Below are 24,295 nucleotides of genomic sequence, written 5' to 3' on the forward strand. Positions count from 1 at the left end.
ACCGACACCACGCCGATGCCGTAGTAGTCCAGCTCGATCAGCGGCCACGACGAGCCCTGCGGCGCGGGCAGCACCACCGAGCACGGGGCCAGCGTCATCAGCGTCCCGCACGACTGCAGCGCCCGGTCCACCGTCGACTCGCCGACCAGCACGCCGACCAGGTCGACCGCGGCCACCGGCAGCCGGTCGTGCGCGTTCGGCTCGAACCACGAGCGGAACCAGGACGGGTCCGCGTGCGGGGGCCAGCCGTTCGCGCTGCGCCACTCGTGCACGTCGGTGCGGACCCGCACGACCGCGGAGACCTGGTGGCCCAGCACGGCGACGTCGGGGACGACGATGCCCTGCCAGCCCAGTGCCGTCGCGGCGTGGTGGAGGAGCGGTTGCACTCGGGCATCCTAGAGCTGGTTGTGGGGTCAACAACAGTGTTAGGTTCGCGCAGGGTGTTCACCCCGGCGCGCAGCGTCATCGGTCAGGCGTCGCGGCGGACCCTCAGCGCCCACAGGACCAGCGGAACCTGCAGCGGCAGCCTGCCGTACGCGATCGCCCGCGCCTTGGCCGACTTGTGGCGGAAGTCGCGCGCCATCTTCACGTTCGCCGGGAAGACGGCCACGAAGAACCAGGCCGCCAGCAGCCCGCCCAGCCCGCGCGTGCGCGGCGCGACCACCGCGGCGGCCAGCGCCAGCTCCGCCGCCCCCGACGCGTAGGTCCAGGCGCGGGGCCCGCCCGGCAGCGACCGCGGCACGATCGAGTCGTACGGCCTCGGCCTGGCGAAGTGCGTCACGCCCGCCACGCCGAGCAACCCGGCCAGCGCGAGGGCCGCCGGGGCGCGGGACCGAGTGGGTTGCATGCGACCCACCCTGTCATGCCCCCGCCGCCCGCACGCCCCCAGGGCTATCCTCGCGCACCGTGAGCGGTGATCCCGAACATCCCGACCGTCCCGAGCGGACGGCGGTCGCCGCGCTGGCCGACGACTTCGTGGCGGGCCTGCGCGACTGGCTGACCATCCCGTCCATCGGCGCCGACCCGGCCCACCACGGCGACGTGGCCAGGTCCGCGCGCTGGCTGGCCGACACCCTGCGCGCCGACGGCTGGCCCGACGTGCGCGTCTGGGACTCCGGCCCCGCGCTGCCCGCGGTCTACGCCTGCTGGCCCGCCGCCGACCCGGACGCGCCGACCGTGCTGGTCTACGGCCACCACGACGTGCAGCCGGTCGACCCGGTGGAGCTGTGGCGGCACCCGCCGTTCGAGCCCGCCCTGGTCGGCGAGGAGCTGTTCGGCCGAGGCGCCAGCGACGACAAGGGCCAGGTCGCCATGCACCTGCTGGGCGTCAAGGCGCACCTGGCGGCGACCGGCGCGAGCGCGCCCGCGGTGACCATCAAGCTGTTCGTCGAGGGCGAGGAGGAGTCCGGCTCCCCGCACATCACCAAGCTGCTCGACGAGCACCGCGACGAGCTGGCGTGCGACCTGGTGGTGTTCAGCGACACGCCGCTGTACTCGCGCGACGCGCCGACCGTGTGCACCGGGCAGCGCGGCGTCTACGGCGCCGAGGTGGTGTTCACCGGCGGCGGCTCCGACGTGCACTCCGGCCGCGCGGGCGGCAGCGTGCCCAACCCGGCCACCGCGCTGGCCCGGCTGGTGGCCGCGCTGCACGACGACGAGGGCCGCGTCCGGTTGCGCGACTTCTACGCCGACGTGGTCGAGCCGACCGAGCGGGAGCGCGCCGACTACGCCGCGCTGCCCTTCGACGAGGCGGTGTGGCTGGCCAACTCCGGCGGCGCGCAGGTGCTCGCGGGCGAGGCGGGCTGGTCCACCCTGGAACGGGTGTGGGTGCGGCCGACCGCCGAGGTCAACGGCATCTTCGGCGGCTACACCGGGCCGGGCCTGAAGACCATCGTGCCCGCGAGCGCGTCGGTGAAGCTGTCCTTCCGCCTGGTGCCCGACCAGGACCCCGAGCGGATCGCCGACGCGCTGCGCGAGTTCGTCGCCGCGCACACCCCCGACGGCGTGCGGTCCGAGGTGATCGCCGCGGGCGACGGCGCCCCGCCCTACGCGGTGGACGTGTCCCACCCGGCGGTCGGCGCGGTCCGCGACGCCCTGGAAGCCGCGTTCGACCAGCCGGTCCGCTACAGCCGCACCGGCGGCTCCGGCCCGGCGGCGCTGCTGCACGGCTGGCTCGGCGTCCCGGTGGTCTACCTCGGCGCGACGCTGCCGGACGACCGCATCCACGCGCCCAACGAGCGCGTCGTGGTGCCCCTGCTGCTGCGCGGGGCCGAGGCCGCGGCGCGGCTGTGGCGGCTGCTGCCCGAGAGGCTGCGATGATCCGGAAGAACCACCCCGGCGAGACGCTCACCGAGCGGCCGGGGCACTCGCTGGTCGGCGTCATCCGGATGCCCGACACGGTGCAGAGCCCCGTCCGGGCCATCCTCAAGCGGGTCATCGGGGCGACCACGGCGCTGGTCGCCGCCGTGCTCATCGTCTACCTCGACCGCGACGGCTACCGCGACGTCAACAACGACGGCCTGTCGCTGCTGGACGCGGTCTACTACGCCACCGTGTCCCTGTCGACCACGGGCTACGGCGACATCACCCCCGCCAGCTCCTCGGCCAGGCTGGTGAACGTGCTGGTGATCACCCCGCTGCGGGTGCTGTTCCTGATCGTCCTGGTCGGCACGACCCTCGAAGTGCTCACCGAGCGCTCCCGGCAGGCGCTGCGCATCCAGAAGTGGAGGACCAAGGTGCGGGACCACGTGGTCGTCATCGGGTACGGCACCAAGGGCCGCTCCGCGGTCAGCGCGCTGCTCGGCGACGGGGTCGACCCCGGCTCGGTGGTCGTGGTGGACACCTCCCAGGAGTCCCTGGACGCCGCGTCCGCGATCGGGCTGGTCACCGTGCACGGCACCGGCACCAGCAACGACGTGCTGCGGGTGGCGGGCGTGCCGCGCGCCCGCGCGGTGGTCGTGGCGGCCAACCGCGACGACACGGCCGTGCTGGTCACGCTGACCGCGCGCGAGCTGGCGCCCAAGGCGCAGATCGTGGCGTCGGTGCGGGAGCGCGAGAACGAGCACCTGCTGCGCCAGTCCGGCGCGGACTCGGTGGTGGTCTCCAGCGAGACGGCGGGCCGCCTGCTGGGCATGGCCACCGCCACGCCGACCGTGGTGAACATGGTGGAGGACCTGCTCACCCCCGACTCGGGCCTGGCCATCGCCGAGCGCGACGTGGAGCGCTCCGAGGTGGGCGGCTCGCCCCGGCACCTGCCCGACATCGTGCTGGGCGTGGTGCGCGACGGCGTGCTGTACCGGGTGGACGCCCCCGAGGCCGACGCGGTGGAGGCGGGCGACCGCCTGCTCTACGTCAAGAAGGTGACCCCGCCCAAGGACTCCAGGGAGTCCAAGGACTGACCCGCGAACCGAGCGTTCAGGCCCTGGCGCGGACGTGCTGCCGCTCGCCCTGCGGGCCGAACAGGCTCAGGATCTCCAGCGGTCCCGGTCCGGGGTTGCCGAACCAGTGCGGCGTGCGGGTGTCGAACTCGGCCGCCTCGCCGGGGCCCAGCATCACGTCGTGCTGTCCGAGCAGCAGTCGCAGCCGCCCGGACAGCACGTAGAACCACTCGTGCCCCTCGTGCACCTTCTGCTCGGGTTCCCGGCTGGGCGTGCCCGGCGGGTAGATCATCTTGTACGCCTGCACCCCGCCGGGCCGCCGGGTCAGCGGCAGGTAGGTGACGCCGTTGCGGACCATGGGGCGGGCGTGGACGCGCGGGTCGCCCGTCTCCGGGGCCCCCACCAGCTCGTCCAGCGTCACCTGGTGCACCCGCGCGAGCGGCAGCAGCAGCTCCAGGGTCGGCCGCCGCTCGCCGGACTCCAGGCGGGACAGGGTGCTCACCGAGACGCCGGTGGCGGCGGACAGCTCGGCCAGGGTCAGCTCCCGCTTGCGGCGCAGCGCCCGCAGCCGGGGGCCCACCGCGTCCAGGACGGGGTTCGCTTCCTCGGTCACCCCTCCATGTTGCCACCTCGGCAACATTTCTTGTCAACCCCGCGAACTCCGGCGCAGCATCGGGGCAGCACCGATGACCAGGGAGGACCGATGCACGAGATCTTCTCGGCGCAGGCCGAAGCGGAGAACTGCGAGCGCGTCATGGGCGACCGCAGGCACGGCCTGAGCGAGTCGGAGCAGTACTGGGAAGCGCACTACAACACCCGGCGGCGGCTGTGGAGCGGCCGGGCCAACCCGGTGCTGACCGACGTGGCCGACGGGCTGCCCACCGGTGCGGCGCTGGACCTGGGCTGCGGCGAGGGCGGCGACGCGGTGTGGCTGGCCCGCCGGGGCTGGCGGGTCACCGCGGTCGACGTCTCCGCCACCGCGCTGGCGCGGGCCGAGGCCCACGCCGCCGAAGCGGGCGTGGAGATCCGCTTCGAGCGCCACGACCTGGCGCACACCTTTCCCCAGGGCGCCTTCGACCTGGTGTCCGCGCAGTACCTGCAGTCGCCGGTGGACTTCCCCCGAGCCGAGGCGCTGCGCCGGGCGGCGGACGCGGTGCGGCCGGGGGGCCTGCTGCTGGTCGTCGACCACGGCGCGCCGCCCCCGTGGTCGCCGAACCTGGACGTGCGCTTCCCCACGCCGGAGGAGACGCTGGCAGGCATCGGCCTGGACGACGCCCGGTGGCGCACCGAGCGCATGGGCTCGCCGCGCAGGCAGGGCACCGGCCCCGACGGGCAGACCGGCGTGCTGGTCGACAACGTCCTCGCGCTGCGCCGCCTGCCCGCGTGACCCCGACTCAGGCGGGCGGGAGCACCACCCGGAACGCCGCGCCCCGCCCGTCGTCCGGCGGCACGCAGGACAGCTCGCCGCCGTGCGCCCGCACCACCCCGCGCGCGATCGACAGCCCCAGCCCCGCGCCGCCGCGCCGCCGGTCGCGCGCCTCGTCCAACCGCACCAGCCGGTCGAAGACCCGCTCCCGCTCGGCCTCGGGCACCCCCGGCCCGTCGTCGGTCACCACCAGCACGGCCGAGGTCGCCGAGGTCGACGTGGTCAGCCGGACCCGCCCGGACGGGCCCACCGCCTGCCGCGCGTTGTCGCACAGGTTGGCCAGCACCTGCGCCAGCCGCTCCGGGTCGCCCGACACCACCGCGGGCGTCCCGGAGACCGCGACGTCCAGCCAGGGGGCCAGCACGCGGGTCCGGGCCGCCTCCGCCTCGGCCAGCTCCAGCAGGTCGACCGGCTCCCGCCGCAGCCGCAGCCCGGCGTCTATCCTGGCCAGGTCGAGCAGGTCGTCCACCAGCCGCCCGGCCCGCCGCGCCTCCCGCACCAGCAGCAGGTTCAGCCGCTCCCGCTCCTCGACCCCGGAGCTGTGCACCAGCGCCTCGGCCACCGCCCGCACACCGGCCACGGGCGTGCGCAGCTCGTGCGCGGCGTCGGCGACGAACCGCCGGGTGCGCGCCTCCGAGCCCTCCAGCGAGTCCAGCATGTCGTCGAACGCCGCCGCGGTGCGCCCCAGCTCGGTGTCGGTGCGCGCCGGGGCCAGCCGCGCGCCGCGCCCGCCCGCGGCGATCGACCGGGCCAGGCCGGTCATCTCGTCCAGCGGGGCCAGCGCCCGCCGCACCACGCCGACCAGCGCCAAAGCCGTCACCACCAGGGCCGCCAGCGCGGTCAGCAGCAGCAGCCGCCGCAGCCGGGACTGGGCCTCGGTGAGCACGGAGGTGTCGCCGTAGAAGGTGATCACCGCGCCGTTCGGCAGCTCCTGGGCGACCTCCCGCCGCGTCCCCTCCGGCGCGCGCCCGTAGCTCTGCCCGTCCGCCGTCACCAGGCGCACCCGCACACCGCGGTTCTCCAGCCGGTTGACCAGCTCCTGGCCGCGCACGCGCTGCTTGGCCAGCTGCTGCGCCACCCTGGCCTTCTCCGCCATCACCTGGTCCAGGTCGTGCTGCGACTGGGTGGCGAACAGCGCGTCCACCCCGATCACCAGCCCGACCAGCACCGCCGCCACCACGCCCAGCGCGGCCAGGGTGACCCGGCGGCGCAGCGAGACCGTGCGCAGCCTCACGCGTCCTCCGCCCGCAGCACGTAGCCCAGCCCGCGCACGGTGTGCAGCAGCCGGGGCCCGTGCTCCTCCAGCTTCCGGCGCAGCGCGCTGACGTGCACCTCCACCAGGTTCGGGTCGTAGTCCTCGTAGCCCCACACCGCGGTGAGGATGCGCGCCTTGCCGACCACCCGGCCGCGCTGCGAGGCCAGGTAGCGCAGCAGTCGCAGCTCGGTCGCGGTCAGCTCGACCGGCACGCCGCCGCGCAGCACCACCGCCGAGTCCGCGTCCACCACCAGGTCGCCGACCCGCACCGTGGACGGCGTCCGCCCCAGCCTGCGCAGCACCGCGCTCACCCGCGCCACCAGCTCGGCCAGCGCGAACGGCTTGCCCAGGTAGTCGTCCGCGCCCCGGTCCAGCCCGCGCAGCCGGTCGGCCACGCCGTCGCGCGCGGTCAGCATCACCACGCCCGCGTCGCAGGCCCGCCGGACCACCTCCAGCAGCGCGAACCCATCCCGGCCTGGCAGCATCACGTCCAGCACCACCAGGTCCGGGCGGAACCGGACCAGCTCGGCCTCCAGGTCGCGGCCGTCCGGGCGGAGCAGGACCCGGTAGCCCGCCTCCCGCAGCGCGGAGCCCACCGCGGCGGCGATCGCCTCCGCGTCCTCGATCACCAGCACCCTGGCAGCAGTCGGCACCCGCCCATTCTGGGGCCGCTCCGGCGGCCCGTCCCGGTCCTCGGCGCGGTCCTTCGGGGTTCGCTCAGGCCGGCACGACAACCCCGGCCGCCGTCTGTCACCATCCACGCTGTGGCGGTTGGCGCAGCTCCCGTGCGGTGGGCCCTGATCGCGCTGGTCGTGGCGCTGGCGGCGGTCGGGGCGGCGGTCGCGCTGTGGTGGCCGCCCGCGCCCGCCCCGGCGCAGCGGGCGACCGCGACCGTGGTCGAGCCCGCCTCGTGCGGCGGCGGCGACGCCTACGACCGGGTGGAGCTCAAGGTGGGCGAGCAGACCAGGCGGGCCCGGCTGGACGGCTGCGGGCACTCGGTGAACGAGGTGGTGGAGGTCGTCGTGCCCGCCGACACCAGCGGCGAGTTCCTGGTGCAGGCGGCGGGCACCATGTCCGACGACCTGCCGTTCGGGACCAGGCTCACGGCGATGCTCATGTGCCTGAGCGGCCTGGCGGGCGGCCTCTACACCTACCTGCTCCTGCGGCGTCAGCGCACGGCTTCCACGGTGGCCGCGTAGGTGTTGCAGGAGGCCGTGGTGCCGTCCGAGAAGCCGCTGCCCGCCCACTTCTCCTGGTTGCGGGGCGACCCGTGGGCGTTCTTCTCCGGCGCCTCCTCCACCGCGTAGCGGAAGTCCGCCGCGGCGTTCTCGGCCAGGGCCCTGGTGATCGAGCCCCGCCCGGCCGCGGCGGCCAGGAACAGCCCGGCGAAGCAGTTGGCCTGCAGCTCGACCCGCCGCGACATCTCCAGCCCGGCGGGGGTCTGCTCGCCCGCGTCGAGGATGCGGGTGTCGGCCGCGCGCAGCATCCCGGACACCGACTGCACGTGGTGGCCGTACTCGTGCGCCAGGGTCGCCAGGTGGGACTCCGGCCGGTGGCCGCCGCCGTTGTCGCGCAGCCGCGAGGTCGGCATGTAGATGGTGCGGTTGCGACCGCAGTAGTAGGCCACCGCCTCGCTCTGCGCGGGCGCGACCCCGCACGGGCCGGGGCCCAGCTCCGGGGAGGTGTCCAGGGTGGGCGGCTCGAACGGCAGGTTCCCGACCGCCAGCACCGGTTCCCACGCCTGGTCCAGGCACGCGGCCCCGGCCCGGTAGTAGGCCGCCAGCTGCGCGTCCGAGGTGCCGAACTCGGGCAGCGCGCACGTCACCGGCGCCAGCCGCGCGCCCGAGGTGAGCAGCGGGTGGTCGGCCAGCCGGTGCACCGCGCGGGGGCGCTGGGCCTCGGCCGCCCTGATCTCGCCCGTCTGGACCGGCGCGCTCGCGGCGGGCACCGCCCGGCCCGCCACCCGGCGGCCCGCGTCGACCTGGTCGACCAGGCCCAGGCTCAGCACGGACAGCGCGACCGCGGTGAACACGGCGACGAGCACGACCGGGTTGTTCTTGGGCGCCTCGGGCGTGTGCACGTTCCTCCCGGTGGGCTGGGTCGTGTCCTGGTGTGGCCGCGACCGGGTGTCGGTGACTCCGTGCGCGCGGGCCTGCCGGGGGTTCCCGCTTCTCAGTCCTGTTGAAACACCGCTCAGCTGACGTCGGCCGCGCTGGCCAGCCAAGTGTTGCACGCGCTGGTCTCGTTGGTCTTGAAACCGTGGTTGACCCAGGCGGCGTTGCGCTCGGGCGCGCCGTGGTCGCGGGTGGGGTACTGCGGGTAGTCGCCGCGGTTGCCCGCGTCCATCAGCGCCACCGAGATCACGTCCGAGGGCACCGCGCCGTGCGACAGCGGCGCCAGCGTCATGCCGCCGAAGCAGGTCGCCTGCAACTCCTTGCGGCGGTTGATGTCCAGGCCCTCGGGGGTGTCCCAGCCGCCCTTGTCGTACTGGGCCTGGCCGGTGGCCCGCAGGATGCCCGACAGCCACTGGACGTGGTGGCCGTACTCGTGGGCCAGCTGCCCGAGGTACTTGCCGGGGTGGTTGGGGTTGGCCGCCCCCTGCTCGCGGGCGTAGTGCTCGGGCGTCCAGTAGATGGTGCCGTCGCAGTACATCGCGGTGCGGTCCGGGCCCATCGAGCCGCACGGGTTGGTGATCTGCGAGGTCACCATGACCAGCTCGACCGGCTGGTAGGGCAGGTTGGCCCGCTCCAGCGAGGGCTGCCACATCCGCTCGATGCACGGCAGCGCCGCGCGCAGGAACCGGTCCTGGCCCGAGGGGGTGTAGTCCATGCCGGGCAGCGGGCAGCCCTGGATGTCGAACGCGCCCAGGCCCGCGGCGTGGATGGGGTTGTCGCCCAGGGCGATCACCGACCGGGGGCTGGGCCGCGCGGAGGTGCTGGTGCTGGTGGGCGGGGAGCTGCTGGGGCGCTCGGCGCTGCGGCTGGTCGTGGTGGTCGTCGTCCGGCTGGTGGTGGTCGGCGGGGGGCTGTAGCTGTAGGACGAGTAGCCGGAGTACGCGGAGTCGTTGATCCGCTTGGTCGCGGTGGCCGCGGTGATCACGCCGATCGCGGCGATGCCCAGCACCACCACGCCGATGATCACGCCCGCCACCAGCGGCCCGTTGTTCCGCCTGCGCGGCAGCAGGGGGTAGGGCTGGAACCCCGGCGGCCCCCAGCCGGGCGCGGCGGGCGGCGGCCCCCAGTGCGCGGGTGGCGGCTGGGGCGCGACGGGGGGCGGTGGGGGCCACTGCTGCTGCGGGGGCTGCTGCTGCGGCCAGGGCTGCTGCGCGGTCTGCTGCGGGGCTTGCGGCGGCCAGGGCTGCTGACCGGGTTGCTGGTGGGGCTGCTGGTGGGGCTGGAACTGGGCGGGGGACGCCTGCTGGGGGTGCAGCGGCGCGGACACCGGAGGTGGCCCGACCGGTCGTGGCGGCGGCCAGCCACCCGGCGTCGGTGGTTGCGTCATCGCTGGTGGTCCCCCAGGTCGCGGATGCCCGAATCAGCACTGAAGCATAGGCCGACTCCGCTATCCTCCGCGGCCGTGTCGAGAATTAGGGGAGCGGCGGTCGCCTGCGCCGTGGCGCTGTGCGCGGCCCCCCTCACCGCTTCCCCCGCCGCCTCGGCCCAGCCCAGCAGCCCGTCGGGCCTGCCGGGCGAGGTGGCCGCCGACGTCCGGCTCAAGCTGGAGCGCGACGGCGTGCTCAGCGTCACCGAGACGATCACCGTCCCCGAGGGCCGCACCGCCCGCCGCTCGGTGCCGCTGCGCATCGCCGTGGGCGACGACCGCGACCGCGTCTTCGAGGTCCGCTCCCCGGCGGTGAGCGGCCGGGGCAGCGCCACCGCCTCGCCCGACGAGCTGGTGGTCGCGCTGGAGGCGGGCACCGCCACGGTCACCTACCAGGTGGTCGGCGCGGTGGCCAAGATCGGCGACGCGCTGGAGCTGCGCTGGCAGCCCGCAGGCGGCTGGGACACCGCGATCGACTCGGTCGAGGTCTCGGTGATCACCCCCGACGCCGCCAAGTCGGTGAACTGCCTGGCGGGCCCGCCCGGCACGAACAAGCCGTGCACCACCGCCGACCTCGGCGACGGCCGCGGCGTGCGGGCCACCGAGATCGGCCTGGCCGCGGGCGAGCGGGTGGACGTGGCGGTGGGCCTGCAGGACGGCGCCGCCCCGCCCAACGCGCGCGTCGAGGAGGTCTCCTGGCTGGCCGCGGCGTTCGCGCTGACCCCGGCGACCGGCGCGGGCCTGGCCGCGCTGGTGGTGCTGCTGCTCGGCGGCGCGGTGCTGCTGTGGTCGCTGCGCGGGCGTGACGCGCGTGCCGTGGCGGGCGACGTGGTGCCGGTGAACGTGCTGGTCACCGACCCGTCCGGCCGGGTGGCGTTCGCCTCCCCGGACGGCGTGCTGCCCGGCCAGGTGGGCACCGTGGTGGACGAGCACGTGGACGTGGTGGACGTGACCGCCACGATCGTCGACCTCGCGGTGCGCAACTACCTGTGGGTCGAGGAGGTGGGCGAGCTGGACTGGCGCTTCGTCCGCCGCAACCCCGCCGACGACTCGCTGTCGGCCTACGAGCGCGCGGTCTACGACGCGCTGCTGCCCCCCGGCGCGGACGCCGTGCTGCTGTCGGAGCTGCGCGGCCGCCGGGTCGACCTGTCGCGGGTGCGCGACGCGCTGTACGCCGACGTGGTCGCCAAGAACTGGTTCGCCCGCAGGCCCGACGCCGAGCGCAGCCTGTGGTGGTGGGTCGGGGTGGCGCTGGCCTGCCTTGGCGCGGCGCTGACCGCGCTGCTGGTGGCGGTCCGCGGCCCGGCGCTGTTCGGGCTGGTGGTCGCGGTGGCCGGTGCGGCGCTGGCGCTGGGCGCGCGGTGGATGCCCGCCCGCACCAAGCGGGGCAGCGCGCTGCTGGAGCACGTGCGCGGCCTGCGCGGCTACCTGCACGCCGCCACGCCCGAGGACATCCCGGAGGGCGACCGCGAGATGGTCTTCTCCCGGTCGCTGCCCTACGCGGTGGTGCTCGGCCAGACCGACCGCTGGCTGGCCGCCTTCGCCTCGGCGCGGCCGGGTCTGTACTGGTACGGCGAGGCCGAGCGGACCGGTGACCTGGGCCGGTTCGCGCGGCGGTTCCCGACCTTCCTCGGCGCGGTGGGCGGGATGCTGGCCCAGGCGGGCCACCTGAGGTCGCTGCGCGACTGAGATCGGCCACGGGTCCGCCGGGCGGGTCCACCGCCAGCGCGGACCGGCGCGGAACCCGTAGGCTGCCCGCATGGCGCTACCCGAGCTGCACAGGTTCACGCTTCCCAACGGTCTGCGGGTGGTGCTCGCCCCTGACCCCAGCGCCCCGGTGATCGGGGTGAGCGTGCACTACGACGTCGGATTCCGCTCCGAGCCGGAGGGGCGGACCGGGTTCGCGCACCTGTTCGAGCACCTGATGTTCCAGGGCAGCGAGAGCCTGGAGAAGCTGGCGCACTTCCGCCACGTCCAGTCCTCCGGCGGCACGTTCAACGGGTCCACCCACCCGGACTACACCGACTACTACCAGGTGCTGCCCTCCGCGGCGCTGGAGCGGGCGCTGTTCCTGGAAGCGGACCGGATGCGGGCTCCCAAGCTGACCGAGGAGAACCTGCGCAACCAGATCGACGTGGTGAAGGAGGAGATCCGCCTCAACGTGCTGAACCGGCCCTACGGCGGCTTCCCCTGGATCCTGCTGCCCCAGGTGCTGTTCCAGACCTTCCCCAACGCGCACAACGGCTACGGCGACTTCACCGACCTGGAGAACGCCACGGTCGACGACTGCGCGGCGTTCTTCGACACCTACTACGCACCCGGCAACGCGGTGCTGACCGTGGCGGGCGACGTCGACCCCGCCGAGGCCCGCGAGCTGGTGGAGAAGCACTTCGGCGACGTGCCCGCGCGGCCGGTGCCGCCGCGGCCCTCGTTCGCCGAGCCCGCCCCCAAGGGGGAGCTGCGCTCCGAGCACGAGGACAAGCACGCGCCGATGCCCGCCATCGCGCTGGGCTACCGCGTCCCGGACCCGGTGGGCGAGGTCGAGGCGTACCTGTCGTACCTGGTGCTGGCGGGCGTGCTGACCGACGGCGACGGCTCCCGGCTGCAGCAGCGGCTGGTGCACCGCGACGCCGTCGTGGTCGACGTGGGCGCGGGCTGCGGCCTGTTCGGGCCGCTGGAGGCGCGCGACCCGGACACCTTCAACATCACCGCCATCCACCCGCCCGAGGTGCCCTCCGAGCAGGTCATCACCGCCATCGACGAGGAGCTGCAGCGGCTGGCCGAGCAGGGGCCGACCGAGCAGGAGCTGGCCAAGGTCACCGCGCGCTGGGTGTCCACCATGCACCGCGAGCACGACCGGCTGACCAGCCGCACCCTGGGCCTGGGCTCGGCCGAGCTGCTGTTCGGCCGCGCCGAGCTGCTCTACGAGCTGCCCGACAAGCTGGCCGCGATCACCGTCGACGAGGTGGCCGCCGCCGCCAAGGCGCTGCGCCCGGACTCGCGCGCCGTCCTGACCGTCAAGCCCGCGGGCGAGCCCGCCGCCAAGCCCGCTGGAGGTTCCGAGTGAGCGCCCCGACGTCCCACCGCAGCGCCGAGCAGATCGGCCGCACGGAGCTCGGGCCGCGCCCGCTGCCGGAGCTGGGCGAGCACCGCGTCGCGCCGGAGCTGTCCTCGTTGGACACCGTGCTGCCCAACGGCCTGCGGGTGGTCGCGGTGCGGCGCGCCTCGGTGCCGCTGGTCGAGGTGCGGCTGCGCGTCCCGTTCGCCGACCCGGCCGACAGCTCCACCGGCTCCCGGCACTCCGCGCGGGCCGAGGTGCTGGCCAACACCATCCTCACCGGCACCGCCAAGCGCTCCCGCGTGGACGTGGACACCGAGCTGGCGCTGGTCGGCGGCGAGCTGGACGCGGTGGTCGACCCCGAGCGGCTGGCGCTGTCGGGCAACGCGCTGGCCTCCGGCCTTGGCACCGTGCTCGACGTGCTGCGCGACGCGCTGACCGGCGCGACCTACCCGGCCGACGAGGTCGAGCGGGAGCGCGCCCGGCTGGTCGAGCGCATCCGGCTGGCCCGCTCGCAGCCCAACGTGATCGCCAGGGAGGCGCTGCAGCGCCACCTCTACGGCGACCACCCCTTCGCCAAGGAGATGCCCGAGGCCGACGAGGTCGCCGAGGTCACCCGCGAGGACGTGCTGGCGCTGCACGCCGATGCCGTGCTGCCGCGCGGCTCGGTGCTCGTGGTGGTCGGCGACGTGGAGCCGGACGCGGCCGTGCGCGCGGTGGAGGACGCGCTCGGCGGGTGGACCGGTGAGCGGGCCGCCGTCGAGCTGCGCCCGCTGCCCCCGGTCAGGGGCGGCGACGTGCTGCTGGTGCACCGCCCCGGCGCGGTGCAGTCGCAGATCCGGCTGGCGGGCCAGGGGCTGACCCGCACCGACCCGCGCTACCCGGCGCTGCAGATCGCCAACCTGGTCTTCGGCGGGTTCTTCTCCTCCCGGCTGGTGGAGAACATCCGCGAGGACAAGGGCTACACCTACAGCGCCCGCTCGCACCCGGAGTTCACGCCGGGCAGCGCCACGCTGCTGGTGGACGCGGACACCGCCAGCGAGGTGACCGCCGCCGCCCTGCTGGAGACCCGCTACGAGCTGGGCAGGCTGGGCCTGGTGCCGCCGACCGAGGCCGAGGTGGACACCGCCCGCCGGTACGCGATCGGCTCGCTGCTGACCGCCACCTCCTCGCAGGGCGGGCTGGCCTCGTTCCTGGTCAACCTGCTCGGGCTGGGCCTGGACATCGACTGGTTCCTCGGCCACCCCGAGCGGCTGGCCGCGGTGACCGCCGAGCAGGTCGCCGAGGCGGCGCTGGAGTTCTTCGCGCCCAGCGCGTTCACCGGCGTGCTGGTCGGCGACGCCGAGGTGCTGGCCCCGCAGCTGCGCGCGCTGGGAGACGTGACGCTGCCGTGAGCTTCGAGCTGGTGGGGCTGCCCGCGCTGTCCCGGTTCACCGTCGACCGCAGGGAGCCGCTGCGCGGTGACGCCGAGCGCATCGCGCAGCTGTGGCCCAAGGCGCGCGTCGTGGAGGTCGACCCGTGGGGTCGGGCGCTGGTGGCGGAGCGGGGCACCCGGCTGGTGGACCGGCCCGCCACCGAGTTCGGCGACGGGCCGCCGCCGGACGCGGTGCTGCTCGGCGAGCAGGACGGCGTGGCCTTCTGGGCCGTGCCGTCGGCGGGCGACGAGACCGACGTGGCCGCACCCCCCGGTCGGACGGCTTCGTGGACGCCGCCGGAGCTGACCGACCGGCCGCAGTGGCTGGACCTGCGCACCACCGGCGCGCTGCTGGACGACACCGGCGCCGGGCTGTTCACCACGGCGGTCGCGCTGTTCCAGTGGCACCGCACGGCCAAGTTCTGCGGGCTGTGCGGCGGGACGACGGAGCCGGTGAAGTCGGGCTGGGCGCGGGTGTGCTCCGACTGCGGGCGCGAGGAGTACCCGCGCACCGACGCGGCGGTGATCTGCCTGGTGCACGACGGCGCGGACCGGGTGCTGCTGGCGCGCGGCGAGGGCTGGCCCGAGGGGCGGTACTCGGTGCTGGCCGGGTTCGTCGAGGCGGGCGAGTCGCTGGAGTCGTGCGTGGCGCGGGAGGTCGAGGAGGAGGTGGGCGTGCGGGTCGGCGCCATCCACTACCTGGGCAGCCAGCCGTGGCCGTTCCCGCGCTCGCTGATGGTCGGGTTCGAGGCGGTCGCCGACCCGGCCGAGCCGCTGCGGCCCGCCGACGGCGAGATCGCCCAGGCCAAGTGGGTCGACCGGGCCGACGTCCGGCGGGCGCTGGCCGACCCCGGCGGCATCCCCGACCTCCTGCTGCCGCCCAACTCGTCCATCGCCTACCGGATGCTCACCTCCTGGGCCGCCGCCACCGCCTGACCCGCGCGAGTCGAGCGTCCCGGCACCCCGAACCGAGCCTTCGGGGTGCCGGGTGGTACTCGCCGACGTCCGGCGGTTCACCCGGTGGTGGCGTGCTCGCCGTGCCGTACCGTCTGGGCTGGCGACAGGGGGTACCGTGCAGCGGAAGTTGACCGTGCGCGACCTGCGCACCGTCAACCGGGCGCGGGTCCTGCGCACCCTGTACTTCGACCAGCCGCGCAGCAGGCAGGAGCTGGCCGGGCTGACCGGGCTGAGCCAGGCGTCGGTGAGCACCGTCGTGGGCGAGCTGATCACCGACGGCGTCGTGGTCGAGGCCGGTCAGGTCGAGTCCGACGGCGGCCGGCCGAGGGTGCTGCTGCGGGTGAACCCCCACCACGCCGCCGTGGTCGGCGTGGACGTGGGCGAGACCCGCGTGCTGGTCGAGGTGTTCGACCTGACCCTGGAGCGGCTGGCCGAGGCGACCTTCCCGATGTCGCCGGACCGCCAGCCCGCCGACGAGGTCGCCGCCCGCGTCCTGGAGGGCCTGCACCGGTGCCTGGCCGCGATCGGGCCGCGCGAGGTGCTCGGCGTCGGCGTCGGCGTGCCCGGCGTGGTCGAGGACGGCGTGGTGCACGCGCAGACCGTCGGCTGGCACGGCGTGCCGCTGGCGCGGATGCTGCGCGAGGGCACCGACCTGCCGCTGTACCTGGACAACGGGGCCAACACGCTGGGCCAGGCCGAGGTGTGGTTCGGCGCGGGCCGGGGCGCGTCCGACGCGGTGATCGCGCTCATCGGCTCCGGCGTCGGCGCGGGCGTGATCGTGGGCGGCGCGCTGTACCGGGGGGTGTCCGGCGGCGCGGGGGAGTGGGGGCACACGGCGGTGGCGCTGGACGGCCGGCCGTGCCGCTGCGGCGCGCTGGGCTGCCTGGAGGCCTACATCGGCGCGTACGGCGTGGTGGACCGGTACCGCTCGACCACGCCGGGCGTCCCGGAGGACCAGGAGGAGGCGCTGCGAGCGCTGGTGTCCGCGCGCACGCCCGAAGCCGAGCGGGTGCTGGCGGAGACCGCGCGCTACGCCGGCCTGGGCATCGCCAACCTGATCAACCTGTTCAACCCCTCGCGGGTGGTCGTCGGCGGCTGGGCCGGGCTGCTGCTGGGCGGGCGGCTGCTGGCGGACGTGCGGGCGGAGGTCGCCCGGCACGCCCTGCGCCGCCCGTTCGAGCAGACCTCGATCGTGCTGTGCGAGCTGGGCCCCGAGTCGGTCGCCCTCGGCGCGGCCACCCTGCCCGTGGCCCAGTTCCTGGCCACCGGCGGCGTCCGCCGCCCCCCGCGAGTCGAACGCACGGGTAGCGCGAGTTCAACGCTCAGGTAGCGCGAACTCCGCGTTCGGAGATCCACGTACGCGCGCTTCGGCTGTCGCTGACGGGCTTCCGCGCTTTCTCCCGCTCCCGTGGCTTCGCGTCGAAGAAGTCGAGCGGCCGTCCTCGACCTCGATCAAGCGGCCGCGATCCCCGCCGACGACCTTCGCGGATACCAGGTTTCTTTGAAGTACCCGCTATATACCTGGTACACCAGGGATACCGCAGGTCGAAAGGAATCCCGTGACCGAACAGTCCCTGCCCAGCCTCCACGTCAAGCGCCAAGACGGGGTGCTGTGGGTCTCCATCGACGTTCCGCCCGTCAACCTGATGACGGCCCAGCTCATGCTCGACCTGGACGCCGTCGCCGCATCGGCGGAGGAAGATCCCGACCTGCACGTCATCGTGGTCCAGAGCGCCAATCCGGAGTTCTTCCTGGCCCACGGCGACCTGTCGTTCGTGGAGGACCCCGCGACGTACGCCGCCCTGCCGGTCGCGGAGGAGACGCTTGTCGGGACCGGCCCGATGATGCGGCTCCACGAACGCTGGCGGCGTCTGCCCCAGACCACCATCGCCAAGGTCGCGGGACTCGCCCGAGGCGGTGGGGCCGAGCTGGCCTCCAGCCTGGACCTGCGATTCGCGGCCCTCGAAACCGCGGCGTTCGGCCAGTTCGAGGCGTTGCTCGGCATCGTCCCCGGAGCTGGTGCGACTGCCCACCTGCCCCGCCTCGTAGGGCGCGCTCGCGCCCTGGAGATCGTGCTGACAGGCGGTCTGGTCGACGCGGCGACCGCCGAGCGCTGGGGATGGGTGAACCGGGCTCTGCCCGCCGCGGACCTGGACGAGTACGTCGAGCGGGTCGCACTGACCATCGCGACTCTGCCCGACGGTGTCCGCGCCGCGGCCACCAAAGCGATCGACGCGGCCGACGGCACGCTGGAGGACGCACTGCGCGCGGAAGACCGCCTGCTCGGGGAAACGTTCACGTCCGCGTCCGGAGAGCTCGCCAGGGCAGCGCTCGCGGCCGGGGTTCACACGCGCGAGGTGGAGCTGAACCTCGAAGAGGTCCTGCGGGCGAACCTCGTCCGGCGTTGAGCCCTTCCGACCTCACCCGGCGTTGAGGTGGAGTGCCAGGGCGGCTCGGGCCAAGTCGGTGGAGCAGTGCGTCGCGCAGTTCCCGAAAGCCTTGGACCAGCTCGACGGGTAGCGCGAACTCCGCGTTCGGGATGCCCGAACGCGGAGTTCGCGGTGTCGGAACGCTCGGTTCGCGGAGTGGGGGGTCAGGGGTCCACGCGGTCGAGGGCGGCGCCGTCCCAGGTGGTCTGGGTGCACGCGACGCCGCGCCCGTTCTTCGGGCGCAGCACGTCGTAGATGTGCATCCGGGGGATCTTGTCCGACACGCCCCAGCCCGACGGCCAGGTGATGACCCAGTCCATGTCCAGGTCCACCAGCAGCCCCAGCATCCGGGCGATGGTCGGGTCGTCCAGCCGCTCGAACGCCTCATCCAGCAGCACCAGGCGCAGCGGCGAGAACTCGTCGCTGACCGCGTCGTAGAACGACGCCGCCGCGGCGAACAGGGTCACGTACGAGATCAGCCGCGTCTCACCGGAGGACAGCTGCCGCAGCCTGCGCTCGCGCGGCCCGCCGTCCGGGCCGGTGTCCGCCACCGTCACGGTGAACTGGTGCCAGGTCCGGTAGTCCAGCGCCCGCGACAGGATCTCCGCGTAGCTGCCGGTGCGCGAGTCCCGCTCGGCCTCGATGCGCTCGGTGAACACCCGCCGCAGGGTGGCGTCCTGCTCCGGGCCGCGCTCGGCGTAGGGCAGCCGCACCAGCGCCAGCGCGTCGCGGGTCGGCTCGTCCAGCGCCGCCGACGGCTTCCACGCCAGCTTCACGTGCACGCCCTGGCTGGAGCGGGCCCGCCCGAGCACGTCGTTCATCCGCTTGCACAGGTCCTCGGCCACCGCGATCTGCCCGCGCAGCCACTCGGCCAGGTCGCGGATCAGGTAGTCGGCGAAGATGCCCTGGTAGCGCTCGTCGAGGAAGCCGCGCTGCTCGGCCAGCTTGGCGGTGACCCGGCGGGCCGCCACGGCCGCGGGCCGGGCTCCCTCCTCGCCGGTCACGGTCACCGTCAGCAGGCCCGCGTGTTGCTCGGCGGCGATGTCGTGGCTGCCCGCCAGCGCGGTCTGCAGCGCCTGGAGCTTGGTGATCACGGTGGCCTCGCCCGCGCCGCGCCGGTCGCCCGCCTCGACCAGCGCGGCCCGCACCGACGCCACGTCCTGCGGCACGTCGGGCAGCGCGGCCACCAGCACGCCGGGGGCCCGCAGGACGGCCTCGAACTGCTCGACGGCCCGCGCCGCGGCGTCCTGGGCGGCGGCCAGCTGCGCGGTCGCGCCGTCCAGCCGGGCCTCCAGCTTGGCCGCCTCCTCGCGCGCCGCCGCCACCTCCTCGCGCGCGACGCGCAGCCGTGCGCGCAGGTCGCGCCGGGACGTCTCCAGCGCGCCGAGCTGGTCGGCCACGGCCCGCGCCTCGCCGCCGATCGCCTCGGTCAGCTCGGCCACGGCGCCCGCCTGGGCGGCGTAGTCGGCGCACCGGGCATCGGCGTCGGCCTCGGCGGCCACCCGGTCGGCGACCGCCGAGCGGTAGCGGTGCCCGGCGTCGGCCAGGTCGGCGACCGTGCCCCGGCACTGGCGGCGCAGCACGTCGGCCAGCCGGTCGGCGGTGCGCTGGGCCTCGGCCGCCGACTGGCGGGCCTGCCGCAGCCCCTCGGTGTCGGCGGGCAGCCCGGCGTCACCGGCCTGCCGCACCACCTCGGCGTGCGCGGCCTCGCCGTGCTCGGTCGCCCGCGCCAGTTCCGCGTCCAGCTCCTCGGCCCGGCGCGCGGCGCGGTCGGCGGACTCCTGCGCGGCCTGGAGCCTGCCGCGCCGGGCGACCAGCTCGCGGTCGGCGGGGAACCGCTCCAGGTGCGCCTCCCACTGCCCGACCAGGTCGCGTGCGGCGGTCAGGTCCCGCTCGGCCGCGCCGAGGTCGGCGCGCAGCGCGGCCAGCTCGTCCTCCAGCTCGGCGATGCGCCGCCGCCGGGCGGCTTCGCGCGCGCCCGCGCCGATGAACTCCGCCGCGGGCTTGTGCCAGCCACCGGTCAGCACGCCCGCCCGCCACCGCCCGGTGACCGACACCGCCGCCGGTCCCTCGTCCAGCGCCACCGACTCCAGCAGCCGCGCCACCACCTCGGCGGGCACCGGCGAGCTGGGCTCCACGGCGGGCACCAGCACCGAGGCCAGCGACGTCCCCGCCACCGGTTCGCCCGCCACCGCCACCACATCGCCCGAAGCGACCTCGCCGGAAGCGGTGACCCAGGCGTCGAGCAGGCCGCACGCCTCCAGCGCGGCTTCCAGCCCGGCCCGCGCGTCGGCGTCCACCTCGGACCCGAAGTCGACCAGCCGGTAGAACGGCGCGCCCGCGCCGGGATCGCGCTCGGCGGCGGTGAACCGCCCCGGCTCCGGCGAGCGCGCGGTGCCCGACCGCAGCCCGGCCAGCTCGGCGTCGCCCTCGTCGATGGCCGCGCGCAGCCCGCCCACCCGCCCGGTCGCCGCGTGCGCGGCCTCCCGCGCGGTCGCGACCAGCGGCCCGACCCACTCCCGCGCCGCCGCCGTCACCGACCGCGCGCCCGCCGGGTCCACCGACGGGGGCAGCGCCAGCGGCGACGCGGGCCGCTGCTCGACCAGCGGCCCGGACTCGCACCACCGGGCGACCGCCTCCAGCCACGCCTGGGCGACCTCGGCCAGCTCCTCGGCCTCCCGGTCGCGCAGCGCCGCCGACTCCACCGCGCCGCGCGCCGCGTCCTGGGCGGTCCGCCGCAGCGCGTCCAGCTCGCGCCGCGCCGCGTCCAGCCCGGCCGCCCGCTCCTCCAGCGCCAGCGCCAGCGCCCCGTGCCGCCGGGCCGCCGAGGCGACCTCCGCCGCGCGGCCGGCCACCGAGTCCAGCGGCAGGTCGGGCACGGCGGGCGGCACCCGCCGCTCGACGGGCAGCGGCTCGGCCTCGGGGTCCGGCTTGGCGCGCACCGACTCGGCGTGCGCCTGGGCCTCGACGGGGACCGGCCTGGGCACCTCCGGTGCCAGCGCCGGGTCCAGCCCGGCCGCCCGCAGGTGGTGGCGCAGCGGCTCGGCCAGCTCGTCGGCCGCCGCCAGGTCCTCGGCCAGCCTGCGCAGCAGCCGCAGCACGGCGTCCACCGCGCCGTCCTCCTGCGCCCGCTGCCTGGCCGCCACCTCCAGCGCGCTGACCGCGGAGGAGCGCTTCTCGGCCACCAGCTTCTCGCGGGTGCGCAGGTCCTGCAGGTCGCGGAACGCGGGCAGCTCCTTGAGCGCGCCGATGGTCTCCTCGGCCCGCTGCTCGCCGTTCTCCAGCTCGGCCTGCGAGCGCTCGGCCTCGGCCCGCGCGGCGCGGGTCCGCTCCAGCGCGGCGGCCAGCTTCGCCGACTCGCGCTCCAGCTTGCGCACCGCGTCCTCGGCCGCGCCGAGCTTGTCCGCCGACGCGCGCAGCCCGCCGAAGGCGTAGTCGGAGTAGGTCTTGAGGAACGTGCCCAGCGCCGCGTCCGCCGAGGACAGCCGGGTGATGTTCTCCCGGATCGACTCCAGGTCCTCGAACGAGGTCGCCAGCTGCTCCACCATCGCCTGGTCCAGCGGCGGCAGCGCGTCGGACAGGATCTGCTCCAGCTGCCCCTCCAGCACCTTCAGGCCCACGTCGGGGTTGCGCAGCGTGCGCTGCAGGTGCAGCAGGTCGCCGTAGCGGGCGGCGGGCACGCCGTAGACGGTCTCGGCGACCTTGGCGCGGAACGCGGCCTCCTCCAGCACGCAGTCCGCGCCGATCGCCTCGCGCAGGTGCGCGGGCCCCAGCGGGGTGCGCTCCGCGCCGACCAGCTGCAGCTGCCTGCCCACCCGCAGCGGGGTGATGAACCGCCACGAGTCCGTGATCGCCTGCGAGGTCTTGGACGCCTTCACGCCCAACCCGCAGGTCAGGTACTCGTCCTCGCCGCGCTTGAGCTCGACCCAGGCGTAGCCGATCCGGTTCGGCCCGCCGTCGTAGTCGTCGAGCATCAGCCGCCGCAGGCTGACCGTGTCGAAGCCCTTGGAGCCGACCTGCCGCAGGTCGCCGTCCAGGCACAGCGGCAGCAGCAGCTCCAGGGTGCGCGACTTGCCCGAGCCGTTGGTGCCCTGGAAGATCGCCCGCCCGCCGGAGAAGTCGAACGTCTGCTCGGCGTACTGCCAGATGTTGACGATGCCGCCGCGGTGCAGCCGCCACCGGTCGTTCACGCGCTCTCCTCATCGAACAGGGACCAGCTGGGCACCTCCGGCGCCGCCACCACGACCTCGCGCTCCGGGTCGCCGTCCGGCTCGGGCAGCCAGCGGTGGGCGGCCGGGTTGAGCACCCAGCCGTCCTGCTCCGCGACCGCCAGACCCATCCGGCGCAGCAGCTCCAGCACCTCGTCGACCAGCCGTTCCAGGTCGTCGGTGAACTGCTTGGACCACGCCGCCGGGTAGTCCTCCACCAGCCGCGCGCACCGCTCGCGCAGCGCCTGCCGGGACACCGGGTGCCGCCCGTCCGCGCGCGGCTCGTCGGCCAGCAGCTCGGGCAGCGCCAGCAGCGCGATCCGCGCCACCGTGGACGTGCCGGGGAAGGACAGGTCGCTCAGGTAGTCCTCGGGGTCGGTGGTCAGCACGCCCTCGGCGCGGCACTCGGCGCGCAACCCGAACGCGGTCTCCAGCAGCGCCCGCTCCTTGCGCTGGTTGCGCCGCAGCCACTCGGCCTGCTCCGGCGGCAGGTCCGCGTAGAGCACCACGGGGTTCTCCACCAGCTTGCGCCGCACCGCGTGCTCCACGCCGCGCGGGCCCGGCCGGGCCGCCAGCTCCACCAGCCGCCGCGCGCTGTCCGCCTCGCCGACCGGACCGGTCAGCAGCTGGCCGAGCAGGTCGGTGTCCACCGTGATCAGCGCCTCGGTCCCGGCGTCGACGGTGCCCTCGGTCTCGTGCAGCACGCCCAGCGACACCAGGTGGCGCAGCGCGGCGGTCAGCGCGCGCCGGTCGGCCACGTCGTCCACCACCGCGATGCCGGCCTCCACCGCCGCCGCGCGGATGTCGGAGACCAGCCGGGACAGCAGGGTCTGCCGCGCCACGCCGGTCAGCACCGCCAGCGTCAGCGCCAGGTAGGCGTAGCCGCGCGGGGACAGGCCGAGCACCCCGCGCGTGTCGTCCGCGCCGGGACCGGCCTTGTAGAGCCGGGCGAACCGCCGCTCCACCACCAGCCGGTAGCCCAGCAGGCCCGCGAACAGGTCCTGCAGCGCGAACCGGTGCCGGTGCACCAGGGCCACCAGCTCGCCGTCCGGGCCGTCCGCGCGCAGGAACGGCCTGCGCAGCAGGGTGCGCGCGCAGCGCACGACGTCGGCCGCGTCGATCTCGGAGAGGTCGTCGAACATCAGTCGAGCACCAGCGTGGAGTCGTGCAGGGTCAGCGTGCCCGCGTGCGAGCGGATCGTGGCCGTGCGGCCCCGCGCGTGCTCGACGGTCACCCTCAGCCCGCGCACCGGGTCCGACGCCGAGCCCGAGTCCTGCGCGCTGTCGCGCTGCGCCATGGCCAGCGTCAGCAGCTCGCACAGCACGCCCAGCGCCTCGCCGGACAGGGTGGTCTCGGCCAGCCTCGGCGCGGCGGCGGCCAGCTCCGCCACGGACGCGGCCCGCCGCTCGTCCGCCTCGCGGGCCTCGGCCAGCAGCGACTGCTCGGTCATCGGGTCGTCCAGGATGCGCGAGGTGCGCCCGCGCGCCCCGCGATCGCCCCGGCTGCGCACGCTGACCTGCACCTCGTGCACCGGCCCGTCGCGCCACGGCGTGCGCTCGTTGTCGCTGTCGTGCTCCGGCGCGGGGGAGACGTGCCGCGCCGAGTACAGGCCGAACGCCGCCGCGTACAGCTCGTGCGCCTGCTCGCGGGTGCTCGCGTCGAACCAGGCGGCCAGCTTCAGCAGCTCCGCCCGCCGCCCCGGCAGCAGCCCGCCGCCGGAGGTGGCCCGCTTCACGCTGGCCAGCAGCGAGCCGATGGCCCGCGCGGTGGCCTCGCGCAGCGCGGTGACCTGGCTGGGCCGCCCCGGCCGGTCCACGAACCAGTCGGTCAGCTCCTGCCAGTCCTCCGCCGACCGGCCGCGCGCCCGCTCCACCCGCTCGCCCAGCTCGGCGCGGCCCAGCAGGCGCAGCAGCTCCGAGCGGGCGGCGTTGAGCCCGGCCAGCGCCTCGGCGATGGCGGGGGTGTGCCGCAGCACGTCCTCCACCACCATCTGGATGTACTCGACCAGCAGGTTGCGGAACCCGCTGATCTCCTCCGGGTCCAGGTGGTGCCGGGTGACGACCTGGCCGAGGTAGGCGTAGAAGTCGCGGACCGTGGCGGCCAGCTCCGCGTGCTGCAGGAACAGCGTGGTGACCTGCTCGGCCAGCACCTCGCGGGCCCTGGGCGCGCCGCTGACCAGCGCCTCGGACAGCGACCGGCCGAGCTGGCCGAGGCCGCGCTCCACGGCGGGCAGCAGCTCGCGGGAGACCTCCCGCGCGCCCTCGGGCACCCGCAGCAGCTCGTCCGCGTCCCGCTGCACCCGCACCGCGAGCTTGCTCACCTGGTAGCGCACGCTGCCGTGCTGGAACTCGGCGATGCTGGAGGCCACCACCTCGCGGCGGCCCTGCACCAGGTTGCCCCACTCGACCAGCTGCTTGAGCCGGTTGATCACGTTCTCGATGCGCGACTCGCCCGGCTCCACCCGGCCCTCGCGCTCGGCCCCGGCCAGCGCCCCGGCGACCTCGCCCGCGGACAGGTCGGCCAGCAGCGTGGACGTGAACAGCCGCATGATCGCCAGGTACGTGCGCTGGTGCTCGCGCGCGTCCAAGTAGGCGTAGAGCTTGAGGCGGCCCGCTGGTTCCACGATGGGCA

General features: G+C 75.3%; 20 protein-coding genes. 10 read left to right on the forward strand and 10 right to left on the reverse strand.

Features of this window, described 5'->3' with window-relative positions; all coding sequences use genetic code 11:
* Together IEZ00_RS18590 and IEZ00_RS18595 are read right to left on the reverse strand one after the other, a co-directional pair.
* Window positions 1–386: hypothetical protein (locus IEZ00_RS18590; RefSeq protein WP_229795873.1), on the reverse strand; the 386-nt coding region annotated here is incomplete at its 3' end.
* A gap of 83 nt (window positions 387–469) precedes the next feature.
* On the reverse strand, window positions 470–847 hold the full coding sequence (locus IEZ00_RS18595; RefSeq protein ID WP_189224533.1) for a DoxX family protein: 378 nt from the start codon (window positions 845–847) through the stop codon (window positions 470–472).
* Window positions 848–906: 59 nt separating this feature from the next.
* Between IEZ00_RS18595 and IEZ00_RS18600 the strand changes: the two genes are divergently transcribed.
* A complete protein-coding gene (locus IEZ00_RS18600) occupies window positions 907–2,319 on the forward strand; it encodes a M20/M25/M40 family metallo-hydrolase (protein ID WP_189224534.1) in 1,413 nt (470 codons plus the stop codon).
* The gene (locus IEZ00_RS18605) at window positions 2,316–3,398 is read left to right on the forward strand and encodes a potassium channel family protein (protein ID WP_189224535.1); all 1,083 of its coding nucleotides are present in this window, start codon (window positions 2,316–2,318) and stop codon (window positions 3,396–3,398) included. The genes IEZ00_RS18600 and IEZ00_RS18605 overlap by 4 nt, the downstream gene beginning before the upstream one ends.
* Window positions 3,399–3,414: 16 nt before the next feature.
* Here IEZ00_RS18605 and IEZ00_RS18610 read toward each other — a convergent pair whose 3' ends face one another.
* Window positions 3,415–3,990, reverse strand: a complete 576-nt coding sequence (locus IEZ00_RS18610; protein WP_229795874.1) for a helix-turn-helix domain-containing protein — start codon at window positions 3,988–3,990, stop codon at window positions 3,415–3,417.
* A gap of 90 nt (window positions 3,991–4,080) precedes the next feature.
* Between IEZ00_RS18610 and IEZ00_RS18615 the strand changes: the two genes are divergently transcribed.
* Window positions 4,081–4,764, forward strand: coding sequence for a class I SAM-dependent methyltransferase (locus tag IEZ00_RS18615; RefSeq protein ID WP_306344682.1), 684 nt, complete (start codon window positions 4,081–4,083; stop codon window positions 4,762–4,764).
* A gap of 7 nt (window positions 4,765–4,771) precedes the next feature.
* Here the strand turns inward: IEZ00_RS18615 and IEZ00_RS18620 are convergent, their stop codons facing one another.
* Together IEZ00_RS18620 and IEZ00_RS18625 are read right to left on the reverse strand one after the other, a co-directional pair.
* Window positions 4,772–6,037: a sensor histidine kinase gene (locus IEZ00_RS18620; RefSeq protein WP_189224537.1), complete on the reverse strand. Its 1,266-nt coding sequence runs from the start codon at window positions 6,035–6,037 to the stop codon at window positions 4,772–4,774.
* Window positions 6,034–6,711 carry a response regulator transcription factor gene (locus tag IEZ00_RS18625; RefSeq protein ID WP_189224538.1) on the reverse strand — a complete coding sequence of 226 codons (678 nt, stop codon included), beginning with the start codon at window positions 6,709–6,711 and terminating at the stop codon, window positions 6,034–6,036. Before IEZ00_RS18625 ends, IEZ00_RS18620 begins: the two co-directional genes overlap by 4 nt.
* Window positions 6,712–6,822: 111 nt before the next feature.
* On the opposite strand from IEZ00_RS18625, the gene IEZ00_RS18630 reads away from it, so the two are divergent.
* A complete protein-coding gene (locus IEZ00_RS18630; RefSeq protein ID WP_189224539.1) occupies window positions 6,823–7,257 on the forward strand; it encodes a hypothetical protein in 435 nt (144 codons plus the stop codon).
* Here the strand turns inward: IEZ00_RS18630 and IEZ00_RS18635 are convergent.
* Together IEZ00_RS18635 and IEZ00_RS18640 are read right to left on the reverse strand one after the other, a co-directional pair.
* A complete protein-coding gene (locus IEZ00_RS18635) occupies window positions 7,227–8,138 on the reverse strand; it encodes a neutral zinc metallopeptidase (RefSeq protein WP_189224540.1) in 912 nt (303 codons plus the stop codon). The two genes, IEZ00_RS18630 and IEZ00_RS18635, sit on opposite strands and share 31 nt — an antisense overlap.
* A 113-nt stretch (window positions 8,139–8,251) precedes the next feature.
* On the reverse strand, window positions 8,252–9,559 hold the full coding sequence (locus IEZ00_RS18640; RefSeq protein WP_189224541.1) for a neutral zinc metallopeptidase: 1,308 nt from the start codon (window positions 9,557–9,559) through the stop codon (window positions 8,252–8,254).
* Window positions 9,560–9,634: 75 nt separating this feature from the next.
* On the opposite strand from IEZ00_RS18640, the gene IEZ00_RS18645 reads away from it, so the two are divergent.
* The 6 genes from IEZ00_RS18645 to IEZ00_RS18670 all read left to right on the forward strand — a co-directional run bounded on the left by IEZ00_RS18645 (window position 9,635) and on the right by IEZ00_RS18670 (window position 17,435).
* Window positions 9,635–11,287, forward strand: a complete 1,653-nt coding sequence (locus IEZ00_RS18645) for a DUF2207 domain-containing protein (protein WP_189224542.1) — start codon at window positions 9,635–9,637, stop codon at window positions 11,285–11,287.
* Window positions 11,288–11,357: 70 nt separating this feature from the next.
* Window positions 11,358–12,665 (forward strand): M16 family metallopeptidase, encoded by a 1,308-nt coding sequence (locus IEZ00_RS18650; protein ID WP_189224543.1) that lies wholly within the window; start codon window positions 11,358–11,360, stop codon window positions 12,663–12,665.
* A complete protein-coding gene (locus tag IEZ00_RS18655) occupies window positions 12,662–14,050 on the forward strand; it encodes a M16 family metallopeptidase (RefSeq protein ID WP_189224544.1) in 1,389 nt (462 codons plus the stop codon). The genes IEZ00_RS18650 and IEZ00_RS18655 overlap by 4 nt, the downstream gene beginning before the upstream one ends.
* A complete protein-coding gene (gene nudC / locus IEZ00_RS18660; RefSeq protein ID WP_189224545.1) occupies window positions 14,047–15,006 on the forward strand; it encodes an NAD(+) diphosphatase in 960 nt (319 codons plus the stop codon). The genes IEZ00_RS18655 and nudC overlap by 4 nt, the downstream gene beginning before the upstream one ends.
* A gap of 136 nt (window positions 15,007–15,142) precedes the next feature.
* Window positions 15,143–16,357 (forward strand): ROK family transcriptional regulator, encoded by a 1,215-nt coding sequence (locus IEZ00_RS18665; RefSeq protein ID WP_189224546.1) that lies wholly within the window; start codon window positions 15,143–15,145, stop codon window positions 16,355–16,357.
* A gap of 229 nt (window positions 16,358–16,586) precedes the next feature.
* Window positions 16,587–17,435, forward strand: coding sequence for an enoyl-CoA hydratase/isomerase family protein (locus tag IEZ00_RS18670; protein ID WP_189224547.1), 849 nt, complete (start codon window positions 16,587–16,589; stop codon window positions 17,433–17,435).
* Window positions 17,436–17,620: 185 nt separating this feature from the next.
* Here the strand turns inward: IEZ00_RS18670 and IEZ00_RS18675 are convergent, their stop codons facing one another.
* The 3 genes from IEZ00_RS18675 to IEZ00_RS18685 are packed head-to-tail and all read right to left on the reverse strand — an operon-like array spanning window position 17,621 to window position 24,287.
* Window positions 17,621–21,646, reverse strand: coding sequence for a TIGR02680 family protein (locus IEZ00_RS18675; protein WP_189224548.1), 4,026 nt, complete (start codon window positions 21,644–21,646; stop codon window positions 17,621–17,623).
* The gene (locus IEZ00_RS18680; protein WP_189224549.1) at window positions 21,643–22,806 is read right to left on the reverse strand and encodes a TIGR02678 family protein; all 1,164 of its coding nucleotides are present in this window, start codon (window positions 22,804–22,806) and stop codon (window positions 21,643–21,645) included. The genes IEZ00_RS18675 and IEZ00_RS18680 overlap by 4 nt, the downstream gene beginning before the upstream one ends.
* The gene (locus IEZ00_RS18685; RefSeq protein ID WP_189224550.1) at window positions 22,806–24,287 is read right to left on the reverse strand and encodes a DUF2397 domain-containing protein; all 1,482 of its coding nucleotides are present in this window, start codon (window positions 24,285–24,287) and stop codon (window positions 22,806–22,808) included. Before IEZ00_RS18685 ends, IEZ00_RS18680 begins: the two co-directional genes overlap by 1 nt.
* Window positions 24,288–24,295 lie beyond the last annotated feature (8 nt).

The organism is Saccharothrix coeruleofusca (assembly GCF_014648515.1).
Lineage (GTDB): Bacteria > Actinomycetota > Actinomycetes > Mycobacteriales > Pseudonocardiaceae > Actinosynnema > Actinosynnema coeruleofuscum.